Here is an 11233-nt window from a genome sequence, read left to right as displayed (position 1 = left end):
CAAAGCTTTCCGGCTCCCCTTCTCCCGCTCTGGGAGAAGGGGTTGGGGGATGAGGGTAAAGCCATGACGGCAAGGGTTTCAAGACTTATGTATACACGGTAGCCCAAAACCAGAGAGGTTGTGCTGTACCGCGCCCTTACCGGGTAGAGACTTGCGAAGGCACGGTGCGCCAGAGTTCTTCCAGCTTGTTAGCGGGAATGGTGAGATACAAGACGTCTTGGTTATCCAACGTGTGGGAGAACAGGTCGAATCCGTGGAGCGCTCCCTGGGGCGTCTGAATATACAGCGGCACCAGATCGGCTTCTTGGGCAATGTCGGTCACCCGTTTGCCAAAAAATGCATGGCCCGGCGTGATTAACGCGCCTAGCGCCACCCACAAACTCTGGCCGGTGATGCCGCTGCCTAATACTTGCCCTCCCAGCGCCGCCGCCGCAAACGAGGGGGCCGCCAATTCGGTGGGACTCATCACCTGTTCAAACTCAAAGACTTGCTGCACCTGGCGGGCAAAGTTGGGGTCTTGATTGCGCACCACAATGGGCAGCTGGTGAGCCAGGCTTTTAGCGGCGAGGGCGATTTCGAGGTTGCCAGTGTCATAACTGGTCACGGCCAAGAGGCCAGCGGCGGTGGTAATGCGGGCCTCTTTGAGGGTATCGGGCAGGCTGGCATCGCCCAAAATTACCGGAATTTTTAACGCGCGTATGCTGTTCACAAAGCGGCCTTGGGCATCACGCTCGATCACCACGACATCGTGGCCGCCCAGTTTGAGCTGGCGTGCAATTTGAAAGCCTACGCCCCCAAGGCCACAAACAATGTAGTGATGACGTTGCGGCAATTGCACCGCATTCCACACCTGATGAAAATGGGTGCCCAACACCAAATCATTCAGCAGGGCATAGAACACCCCGATGACCCCCGCTCCCACCAGCATCATGATGGCGGTAAACACCTTGATGGCAACGGGCGCCTGCTCGGCAACTTCTTCGTGGCCGCCTGCCCCCGTCAACATGCCCACGGTGAAATAGAGGGCATCAGCGATCGCAATATTAAAGTTGACGCTGATGTAAATCAGGGTGGCCGCAGTAATCAAGAAAAAGAGCACTAGCGTAATGGCAAGCGCGGCCTGGCTCTGTCGCCGAAATTGGCGTAACCCGGCTAAAAAGCTGCGAATCCGCCGCTCCCAAGTGAGGCGCTGCATCCGGCTAGGGGAAGGGCGCGTCGCGATGATCAAGCGATCGCCAACGGCTAATTGGTGATCTTGTAAAACCGCCGAAACCAAGTCTACTTTCTGACCAGCGGCTTGGTAATAAATCAACATGCGATCGCGGTTTTCCCACAGATGCCGCAACACCATGCCGTTCCAGGGATGATTCGCATCAATACATTCTTCGTACATGGGCCAGTTGTGCCCCATCAAATCAATCTGGCCGATAGCAGTGTTGCCCAAAGCCGCAAAGGCAAAGATGGGGCCAGACAGCGCCGACACACTCATGGAGACGTGGTACGAGAGGGTTTGGTCGAGACGACTGCCCAAGCCCGTATTCAAGAGGCGGTTGATGATGCGAATGCGCGGATTGAGCACCCGTGCCTGGGTCAAGATCGCCAGATTCAGAGCATCGTCTGAGGTCATCAACAGCAAGGCCGAAGCGTCGTGGATGCCCGCTTGCACCAAAACGTCGGGCGATCGCAAATCGCCGACCACGACATGCTCTTCATCGATGGGTTGCGAGCTGATGCCAACTACGTGGGCACCCTGCTGCCGCAATAGCGAAAAGACCCGATAACCTGTATTTCCTAACCCGCAGACAATGATTTTTGGCTTCATTTAGTCGTTGATGGCAGGATGCTGGAGACACCGCATCCGCTTCTTTCTAATAGTGTCTAGGGGCACTCTAAACATGTTGTAGCTTTAGATACGTCTGCTCGCTTTTTGACCGTTTCCTCATCCGTCATGGCATTGGTTGCGATCGCGGCCGCAACCAACCAAGCCGCAAACCCTGGAGTCAAGCAGGCGGGTGGGGAGTGCGATCGCTCCGGCTCCGGCTTTGAACAACTGCCGACGGGCAACTTAAAGCGCCAAGCCGAGTATTGTTTTTCAGTGCCGCTCCACAGCAGCCCATCTGCACCATTGTTAGTCTACGGGTCGCAGGTCATTCGTGAATAGTGGGATCCAAAACTTTTGAGCATCACCGCTAGCACATTTAGGGGTTGCAAAGCGAGTCATTGGCAGGGAGCCCAGAGAGCAGGTTGGTTGGGGTTCAGGGGACGGGTTCTTCGGAAGAACCCGTCCCCTCGGTGCGGAGCTGCTGCAAGATGGCCGGGGTGGTGGGGTGGTCGGAGAGGCGATCGCCCTGCCCCGCTGCCAACGTCGCCTGCCCAGCACCCCGGTTGCTTGAAGAAACCGGGGTGCTCTACTCCGCCGCCCCCCCATGAATCTTTTGCCACCACTGCCGCGCCCCAACCGTGTAGGGATGGTCAGATCCCAGGCGTTGCTCAAAAATTTGCACGGCTCTGGTGATGATCGGTTTGGCGTCTTCTAACCGTCCCATGCTGAGATAAAGAGCCGCAATATTCCACAGACTGATGGCGACACTGGGGTGGTCGGCTCCCAACTGCTGTTCACGGAGTGGCGACCTCAGGATGGTCAGCCCCATACACTTGTTCATCAATTTGCAGCGATCGCAGGTAGAGGGGTTCGGCCTCGCCATCGCGCCCCTGGGCATGGTACAGCGCCGCCAGATTATTCAGGCTGGTGGCGACCTCAGGATGGTCAGCCCCTAAGTGCTGTTCACGGATTTGCAGTGATCGCTGAAAGAGGGGTTCGGCCTCGCCATCGCGCCCCTGAGCCTGGTACAGCGCCGCCAGATTATTCAGGCTGGTGGCGACATTAGGATGGTCGGCCCCCAACTGCTGTTCCATGATTTGCAGCGATCGCAGATAGAGGGGTGTGGCCTCGCCATAGCGCCCCTGCTTCCGGTACAGCAACGCCAGATTATTCAGGCTGGTGGCGACATCGAGATGGTCTGCTCCCAACTGCTGCTCACGAATTTTGAGGGCTTTACGATACAGCGGCAACGCTTCGCGATAGCGTCCCTGCTTTGCATAAATTCGCGCCAAGCGATCCAGGCTTTGGGCCAAATCGGGGGAGTCTGGCAGCTTCAGACGGCTCAGCCAGCCTTCAAATTCCCCGGCCAATTCCCGCAAGTCCCGCTGGGTGCTTGCTTCCGCCAGGGCCTCCAACGCTGGGAGCAGATAGGTTTTCAACAACTCCGCATCCGGTGCCCCAGCTTGCTGCGCCTGATGAAACTGCGCCACCAGAGTCTGCGCCCGCTGGCGAGCGTCGTCGATATTGGCGGTGGGCGTATCGGTTGCGAGGTTGATTGCCGTCAAGTCAGTAGGGGCGACGGACTCGGTCAACTGCAAGCGCTGGCTAAACCAACTGTTGAGGTCCGGCATGGCGTGAACCGCCGTTTGCAAAATAGCGGGGGTAAACCACCAGATCTGCCGCAGGGGCAGGGCCGCAAAGCGATCTCGATTAAAGTTCACCACCCGCAGGGCATCGGGCCAGGCATCCTGGTGGCGAAAGGCGGTCGCAAACCCGGTAATGGAGACGACGCTATGGGGCGCATCTGCGGCTACCTGCTCTAGCTGTTGCAGCAAGTTCGCCACCACCGCATCGGCGGCCTGGTTCAGCGGCAGCGCCACCTCGGTCATAGCAATGGCCTCGCCAGACAGTTGCGCCAGTTTTGCCTGCACCCGCTGCAAAACTTCCCGGCGGGCAAATTCGGAACTGTATTCCACCCGCACCAAGCCCTGGGGATTACGCCGCGCCCACAGGGTCAGGCGTCCGGCAATATCAGCCATGCTGCCCGGTTGCCGCGACGGCTCAGAGCGCACCACCGGGCACCTCCCCCGAGGCCAAGCGTTCTACCCGCCCCTGCCCGGCCAACACATCCACCACCAGAGGATGCACCCCAAACCAGCGCTGCCCATTGAACTCTTGCACCGCCCGGGCATTGAGCAACGAATAGAGCACCGGGTCGGGCACCTGCGCCGCTTTATCGCCGCTGTAAACGGCCTGCAAACGCTCGGCTTTCTGTTCGTAGGTAATGTCTTCCTGGTCAAAGGGACTTTGGCCCAGTCGCCGCTCATATTCACTGCGCAAATTGACGATCGCCCCAGTAATATCCGCCGCGTCAATTTTGGGGTCGGGGTCATCCCGCAGTAGGGCACTATCTGCTGCATAGTTCACCAGCGCAAACAAGTCCCGCAGGTTGCCCCCCGATGCCACGATCGCCCGCTGCATCTGCTCCGGCGCAAATAGGTTAACGTCCATCCGAGCGGTCAATACCTCTACGAGAGCTTGACGACCGCCCTCGTTCGGCTGATGTTCGAGGGTGTACACCGGGGTGTCGGGCAGCACAAAGCTACAGTCGGTGGCAAAGGGAAGTTGAGCCCCATCGGTGGAGTAATACAGCCCAATCGGCAGGTTGAAGATCAGGTGCGCTCGCAAATCTTGAAAAATATTGGCATAGGTGATGAACAGTTCCTCAATGCGGGCACTGGGAATCCCGGCGCGGTCAAAATCTTCGCCAACCAACAACCACTGCTTACCCGTCGCTTCCCGTAGCAGCCGATTGCACTCGTCGAGTAGCTTATTCGCCACCGCAATCAGGGAAGACAGCCGACTCACCCGATATTCGACGACCGTTTTCTCGCGGGTGGAAGCATACTTAATTTCCCCTTTCAACGCGGCAAACAAGCCTAAAATCTGGCCCCATAGGGAGTCCGCCTGGACGCCCGCACCCGCTTCCACACTCGCCGCCATTTCCCGCGCTTCCGTGCGCACCCGCTCCTCTGAGGCAAACCAATCCCAGATTTCCTGCAACCGATAGTCCGACGGGGGCTTTCCCGCCCCACCTTCAGCAACAGGCTTCGCCGTTTGCTCGGCCACCTCTGCCATCAGCAGCAACACCACATCCAGCGGGCGAAAGTTGCTAGGGTCAAGGGCTGTTACCGCACTAAAGCGCACCGCCTGAAACTCCCCCTTCACTTGTTCAATCAGTCGCGAGAGTTCCGTCGATTTACCCACGCCCCGATGCCCCATAATGCAAGCTTTGAAGGGGATACCGTCTTGAGCGGCCCGGTTCAAACGCAGGCGAATCCGCCGCATTTTGTCACCACCGCGAGTTTGGTTGATCGCCTCTTGATAAAACGCCGCCAGCGCTGCCGGAGTGTCCAGCGGTTCCGGCCGCAGGGTGCGGTAAATCTCGTCGAGAGATTGGGCGGCTGTAGTTTGCAACATAGGGGCGATCGCGGGTGGGCAGTCATATGCCTCAATCGTATTCGATTCTACGATTTCAGCTCAGGCAAATCGTTATTGCGTCTGGCTCGCCCTTTGTCAGCGCCAATATCCTAAGGACAACTTTTTTGACTGAATGCCGATCGCTGAGAGAGGATTTTCTATCCTAATGAAGAAGTCGTGGCACGGTAGGTCAGTGTGTTTGCAAAAAGGATTCTCAGGCCCGTTCAAAACCTCTGGCAGCGCTTCACCGTTAACGAAGCGCAGATTGCCGAGCATTTAGAAGCGGTGCGGCAACAACTGCCGACCACCGAGGTGATTTTGCTGGGCAAGCCCCAAGCAGGCAAAAGTTCCATTGTGCGAGGTATGACCGGGCAATCGGCAGATATCGTGGGTCAGGGGTTTCAGCCCCACACCCGCAGCACCCAGCAATATCCCTACCCGTCGGCAGAGCTGCCGTTGCTCATCTTTACCGACACGGTGGGGCTGGGGGATGTGGAACGCGATCCCGAGGCGATTGTGGAGGATTTGACGGAGACGCTGCGGCGGGATGTGGCGCGATCGCGCATCTTCATGCTGACGATCAAAATCACCGACTTCGCCAACGATAGCCTGCGGCAAATGATTGCCCAACTCAAAAAAGACTTTCCCCACATTCCCTGTCTGCTGGTGCTGACCTGCCTGCACGAGCTGTATCCCTCACCCACCGACGATCACCCCGAGTATCCCCCGCAGTATGAGGCCATCTCCCGCGCCGCCCACACCACCAGCGAAAATTTTGCCAACGTGAGCGATCGCACCCTGCTGCTCGATTTCACCTTAGAAGAGGATGGCTTTGATCCCGTCTTTTACGGGTTGCCCGCCCTGCGCGAGACGTTGAACGACCTGCTGCCCCAGGCCCAGGCCCAAGCCATTCACCAAATCTTGGAAACCGATGCCCAGGGGAAAGCGATCGGTGACTTGTATCGTCGTGTCGCCCGGCGCTACATCAGCGCCTTTGCTGTCATGGCTGGAGTCACGGCTGCCGTGCCCCTGCCCTTTGCGACGATGCCGGTGCTCACCAGTCTGCAAATTTCGATGGTGGCGGCGCTGGGACGGGTTTACAAACAAACCCTCACCTTTGGGCAAGCCCTGGGGGTGATTGGCACCCTGGCGGGCGGCTTTTTTGCCCAGGCGGTGGGGCGCGAACTGGTGAAGTTTATCCCCGGTATTGGCAGCGTGGTCGCCACCTCCTGGGCCGTAGGGTATACCTGGGCGCTGGGCGAAGGCGCCTGTCTCTACTTTGGCGATTTGATGGCGGGCAAAACGCCTGATCCCGAGGCCATTCAAGCCATGATGAGCGAAACCTTTCAGCAGGCCAAGAGCGATTGGCAAGCGGCCCAATCCCCATCGACGCCTGACTCTGAGGCCCCACCGAACGCGGCGATCGCCCCACCGGATTCCCCCCCGGCCACTGACCCCGCCACCGCCCCGGAGGCCGATCCCCCAGAGTCGGACGAGAATCCAGAGTCGGACGAGAATTAGGAGAGGAGTCGCATCATGTGGAAGTTACGCCGTTGGCAATGGATTGTCCTCGCGATTCCTCCTGGGCTGGTGGTAGGCAGTTGGGCGGTGCTGGCCGGAATGCAGTTGCACACGTGGGGCTTGAGTTGGGTGTGGGCGCTGGTGGCGCTGGTGTTGGTGCTGTGGCGGTGGCTGCTGGGTCAGTGGACGAAACCCGATGAAGTCGCCCTGCAAGAGAGTTTGGCGACGGTGCGATCGCAGCTGCAAGACGACCTCAGCGAGACGGCGCAAAAAGTGCCCCCCGAGCAGATCGAAGCGATCCTGCGCCAAACGTTAGAAGCGGCCCGCGACGATGCGCCCCTGTGGGAAGACTGGGCCACCTTTGCCCAACGCAGCCAGACCCTCATTCGTGACATTGCCAACCTCTACCATCCTGAAGAAAAATATCCCCTGCTCAACATTTATATTCCCCAGGCCTATGGCCTGATTCGCGGCACGGTGGATGATCTGGATCGCTACATCAGCGTTGCCGCCCCCACCCTCAACCAAGTGACCGTTGCCCAGGTGTACCAAACCTATGAGACCTACCGCGCTTGGGAAACGCCCCTCAAGCGCTTGTGGACGGTGGTGGATTTGAGTCGCTGGCTGTGGAATCCCATTGGGGCAGTGGTGCGCGAAGTCGGTCGGCCCCTGGGCATGCAGGCCAACCAGCAGTTGCTCACCAACTTCAGCCAAACCCTGCGGGAAACAGCCCTCACGCTGTTGTGCAAGCGGGCGATCGCCCTCTATGGCGGTGACGCCGCCCTTGCGTATCAGCCCTCCGGTCAGTCGGCAACCCAAAGCCAAACATTGCGCGAGCTGATGGAAGCGGCCACCCCCACCCAGGCGATCGCCACCGCGCCCCTCAACTTGTTGCTGGTGGGACGCACGGGCGCAGGCAAAAGCAGCCTGATCAACACCCTGTTTCAACAAGATCGGGCGGCGGTGGATGTGCTGCCCAGCACCGACCAGATCACCCAATATCAGTGGCAAACGCCCAGTGACGAAGTGCTGAACCTGTGGGATACGCCGGGCTATGAGCAAGTCGATCAGGTCGAATTGCGGGCGCAGGTACTCGAACAAGCTCACCAAGCCGATGTGATTTTGCTGGTGAATCCCGCTCTGGACCCCGCCCTAGAGGCAGACGCCCTATTCCTGGATGAGGTGGCGCGCTCAGGGCAGACCGTCCCCAGTTTGTTGGTGATGACCCAGGCCGATCGCCTGCGCCCCATCCGCGAATGGCAGCCCCCCTACGACTGGCAAACGGGCGATCGCCCCAAAGAACGCAACATCCGCGCCGCGATCGCCTATCGCGAGGAACAGTTGGGCCAGTGGGTGCAGCAAGCGTTGCCGATCGTCACCCAATCCACCGCCGACTCACGAACCGCTTGGGGAGCCGATGCCCTGGCCATGAGTCTGATCGATATCATCGCCCCCGCCAAGTCCGAACGATTGGCACAGTTTCTCCGCAGTCGCGAGGCCCGCATTGCCGCCGCCATTCGCCTGGTCGAACGGTATGCCCTGCAAATGGCTAGCGGTCAAGGCATTATTGCCCTGGTCAAAACCCCGCTCTTCGCGGTCATTTCCGCCCGCTTTACGGGCAGCGCCGAGTTGGGCACCTTGTTAGCTCAGTCAATTCCCGCTGAGCAGGGACCTGTCGTGATCAGCAAAATGATGCTCACTTACGAACTAGCGGGGCTCCTCAATGAATCCAGCACGTTGTTCAGACCGGGCGAAATTCTGAAACTGTGGCCCCTCTTGCTACAGGGCAGCGATCGCCCCCCCACCCACAACGCCTGGGCCTGGGGACAAGCTCTGGTGGAATATTGGACTCAAGACCTCACCAGTGACGGGTTGAAAACGCGCTTTGAGCATTACCTCGATCAAGCCGACGCCCTGCCCGACAACCTTCGCCATGCGACCACCGTCGAACCGTGAGCGATCGCGACAGGCCCGCCCCGCCGCTCACCGCCGTCCATCATAGTGTCAGCTCAATGCTAGTGATAGTAGTCATTCAAGGGATTGGCCAGGGCGATCGCTGACATTTCCAAAGCCCATATTAAGGTTCATAAAATCACTGAAGTCCGTTGGTAGGATCATCGCAGTTCGGATCAGTTGGCATTTATTTGGGCGATAGTTCCAACAACTGCGCCAATCTTGGGTTCGTCAACTAAAATTCAATCACTTCAATGCACTTATTTGATCGATATGGATATCAAAGCAATTCTGTTAGTGCTTACGGGCATTTTTGTCGTTGCCACCCTGTTCTTTGGCACCCGCAACGGCTTTTACGACACCGACGATTATCACGGCAACGGCTCGGCTCACTAAACAGCAGCTCGCAAAGTCTGACCTGATTCAGCGTGGTTTTGCACCGGGGGGGGACGCCGTCATCGCTGCTGCAGTTTTTGCGTTAGCCATGTAACTTGGGTTTGGTTGTTGTTACGGGTCTATCAGGCTAGATAGTGAGTCGGTGAACGTTTTATCTTGTTTGCCCTACGGTGTCGGTCATGCGGACGAGGGCATCTGCCTACAATTGCAAATCGGCCCTTATCGCATTCTGTTGGATTGTGGACTCACAACCCTGGAGTTTATGGATGGCGATGAGTCGATGCCGGTCGACTACGTTTTTTGCACCCATGCTGATCCCGACCATGGGCGATCTCTTCTAGAGCTCCATCAGCGTTGGCCCCACCTGCCCATCTATTGCAGTGCCGCGACCGCTGACCTGTTGCCCCTCAACTGGCCGGAAGTGTCTTTGCCCAATGGAGCCGACTTTTGTCAACGGCTGCCTTGGCGGCAGACAGTTGAATTGGCCCCCGGGCTCACTGCCCAGCTTTGGCCTGCGGGCCATCTGCCCGGTGCTGCCTGCGTCCTCATCACCTACGCCGCCGATGACCAGACCTACCGCGTCTTTTATACCGGCGACTTTTTCCTCTCCAATTCCCGCTTGGCCGATGGCTTGCCCCTGGATGAACTGCGGGGACTCAAACCCGACGCCCTCATTGTTGAAGGCACCCAGGGCACCGCTCGTTATCCCCATCGTCGCCAGCAAGAAAATCGCCTCGCCGACCAGCTGAACCAAGTCCTGGCTGCTGGACACAATATTTTGCTCCCTGTGCCCCTCATCGGCTTGGGGCAAGAGCTGCTCATGCTTTTGCGCAGCCATCATCATTTCACCGGTAAGGATGTCACGATTTGGGTCGATGGTTGGGTGGCCGAAGCCTGCGACATCTATCTGGAATTGCTGCCCCACCTGCCCAGCAATGTGCAGAACTTTGCGCGGCATCAACCCCTCTTTTGGGACGATCGCATTTTGCCGCGCATCCAGCGCCTGCCTCAGCCCTTACCGCAAGATCCAGGGCATCCCACCATCGTCATTGGCTACCAAAATGCTGACCTCAGTGAATTAGCTCAATGGGGCGATCGGCCCTGGCGCATTTTCCTGCCCGACGACCTCGCCAACAGCGTGGTCAACGCCGGACTCGATCACGATGACCACTACCAAGCCACCCTGGCCTGGCTCGAACATTTGAGTGACGAATTTGAGCAGGGGCAAGCCTATCTCGAAACGTACTTGCTCAGCGCCCACAGCGATGGCGCGGGCACCACTCAACTTATTCATAACCTGCGGCCCCATCACGTTCTGTTTGTCCATGGCTCGCCCAGCTTTTTGGCCGACCTCGCCAGCCTCGAAGACTTGCAAAGCCGTTATAAGCTGCACTTGCCATCGGCCCATCAAACAGTGGAATTGCCCACCAGCGATACCTTCCTGCAGCCCGCTGCGCCAGACACCGTATTTGAAGGGGAAGTCGCCGACACCTCAGCCGACGGCATCATTTTGACCCTGCCACCCGAAATTCGCGACGATCCGCGCTGGAGCCGCCTGGCCGATACCGGCGTCGTGCAAATTCGTTGGCAAGGCAATGATTTGATCGTGCGGGGGGTGAGCCAACAGTCACTGATGCGTCAGGCCAATATTCCCGCCACTCTGAATGCCTCGGTGCAGTGCTGCTTTAATTGCAGCTACTGGCAACAACCCCGCTGCGGCAATCCGGCTTCCCCCATGCACAACTTTCCCGTCGCCGCCGAAGGCTACTGCCCCGAGTTTTCCTTTAAGTCTGGCAGTCAGGCTGATGTCGGCTAACCGTCAGAAAGTCTACCCGTTCCGGCATTTAGAGCCGAGTGCAGCGTCAAATCTAAATATCCGGGTTGGTCGGGTTGGTAGTGTGGTGTCGAGTTTACGAGACCCACAGAGCCAGTAGCCTTGCAGGTCGCACTAAGGAATCAGGATTTCATAAAATTCAAGTTTTGTCGGGCAGGCATCTTGCCTGCTCTTGAACAGCCGAGACGGCTGTTCACACTTAATTTAATTCCAATTCCTCAGTTTGA

The 11233-nt window shown here is 58.2% G+C and carries 9 protein-coding genes; 5 read left to right on the top strand and 4 right to left on the bottom strand.

Annotated elements, in window-relative coordinates:
• Positions 1-136: 136 nt before the first annotated feature.
• On the bottom strand, positions 137-1822 hold the full coding sequence (locus DYY88_RS08030; protein ID WP_039728571.1) for a potassium channel family protein: 1686 nt from the start codon (positions 1820-1822) through the stop codon (positions 137-139).
• Positions 1823-1948: 126 nt separating this feature from the next.
• Here DYY88_RS08030 and DYY88_RS08025 point away from each other — a divergent pair, with 126 nt between their 5' ends.
• Positions 1949-2161 carry a hypothetical protein gene (locus DYY88_RS08025; protein ID WP_039728572.1) on the top strand — a complete coding sequence of 71 codons (213 nt, stop codon included), beginning with the start codon at positions 1949-1951 and terminating at the stop codon, positions 2159-2161.
• A gap of 247 nt (positions 2162-2408) precedes the next feature.
• Here the strand turns inward: DYY88_RS08025 and DYY88_RS24805 are convergent, their stop codons facing one another.
• From DYY88_RS24805 to DYY88_RS08015, 3 genes are read right to left on the bottom strand one after another with little or no spacing between them, the layout of a single operon-like run.
• Positions 2409-2651 carry a tetratricopeptide repeat protein gene (locus DYY88_RS24805; RefSeq protein ID WP_254712458.1) on the bottom strand — a complete coding sequence of 81 codons (243 nt, stop codon included), beginning with the start codon at positions 2649-2651 and terminating at the stop codon, positions 2409-2411.
• Positions 2617-3897, bottom strand: coding sequence for a tetratricopeptide repeat protein (locus DYY88_RS24450; protein WP_207223313.1), 1281 nt, complete (start codon positions 3895-3897; stop codon positions 2617-2619). The genes DYY88_RS24805 and DYY88_RS24450 overlap by 35 nt, the downstream gene beginning before the upstream one ends.
• Positions 3884-5302: a hypothetical protein gene (locus DYY88_RS08015; protein WP_039728574.1), complete on the bottom strand. Its 1419-nt coding sequence runs from the start codon at positions 5300-5302 to the stop codon at positions 3884-3886. The genes DYY88_RS24450 and DYY88_RS08015 overlap by 14 nt, the downstream gene beginning before the upstream one ends.
• A 195-nt stretch (positions 5303-5497) precedes the next feature.
• Here DYY88_RS08015 and DYY88_RS08010 point away from each other — a divergent pair, with 195 nt between their 5' ends.
• The 4 genes from DYY88_RS08010 to DYY88_RS08000 all read left to right on the top strand — a co-directional run bounded on the left by DYY88_RS08010 (position 5498) and on the right by DYY88_RS08000 (position 10988).
• Positions 5498-6823 carry a YcjF family protein gene (locus DYY88_RS08010; protein ID WP_052288581.1) on the top strand — a complete coding sequence of 442 codons (1326 nt, stop codon included), beginning with the start codon at positions 5498-5500 and terminating at the stop codon, positions 6821-6823.
• A 15-nt stretch (positions 6824-6838) separates the two neighbouring features.
• The gene (locus DYY88_RS08005; protein WP_044151366.1) at positions 6839-8779 is read left to right on the top strand and encodes a GTPase family protein; all 1941 of its coding nucleotides are present in this window, start codon (positions 6839-6841) and stop codon (positions 8777-8779) included.
• Between the two features lie 270 nt (positions 8780-9049).
• Complete coding sequence (locus DYY88_RS24860; RefSeq protein WP_039728576.1) at positions 9050-9172, top strand: DUF8629 family protein; 123 nt, start codon at positions 9050-9052, stop codon at positions 9170-9172.
• 142 nt (positions 9173-9314) lie between these two features.
• Positions 9315-10988, top strand: coding sequence for an MBL fold metallo-hydrolase (locus DYY88_RS08000; RefSeq protein WP_084607146.1), 1674 nt, complete (start codon positions 9315-9317; stop codon positions 10986-10988).
• The last annotated feature ends 245 nt before the right edge of the window (positions 10989-11233 follow it).

The organism is Leptolyngbya iicbica LK (assembly GCF_004212215.1).
In the GTDB taxonomy this organism is placed as follows: Bacteria; Cyanobacteriota; Cyanobacteriia; order Phormidesmidales; family Phormidesmidaceae; genus Halomicronema; species Halomicronema iicbica.
Note: the sequence above shows the minus strand (reverse complement) of the source record. Positions and strands in the feature narration are given on the sequence as shown.

Coding starts and splice junctions, on each gene's coding strand:
- DYY88_RS08005 (WP_044151366.1), top strand. CDS start 6,839: ATGTGGAAGTTACGCCGTTGGCAATGGATTGTCCTCGCGATTCCTCCT.
- DYY88_RS08015 (WP_039728574.1), bottom strand. CDS start 5,302: ATGTTGCAAACTACAGCCGCCCAATCTCTCGACGAGATTTACCGCACC.
- DYY88_RS24860 (WP_039728576.1), top strand. CDS start 9,050: ATGGATATCAAAGCAATTCTGTTAGTGCTTACGGGCATTTTTGTCGTT.
- DYY88_RS08025 (WP_039728572.1), top strand. CDS start 1,949: ATGGCATTGGTTGCGATCGCGGCCGCAACCAACCAAGCCGCAAACCCT.
- DYY88_RS08030 (WP_039728571.1), bottom strand. CDS start 1,822: ATGAAGCCAAAAATCATTGTCTGCGGGTTAGGAAATACAGGTTATCGG.
- DYY88_RS24805 (WP_254712458.1), bottom strand. CDS start 2,651: ATGGGGCTGACCATCCTGAGGTCGCCACTCCGTGAACAGCAGTTGGGA.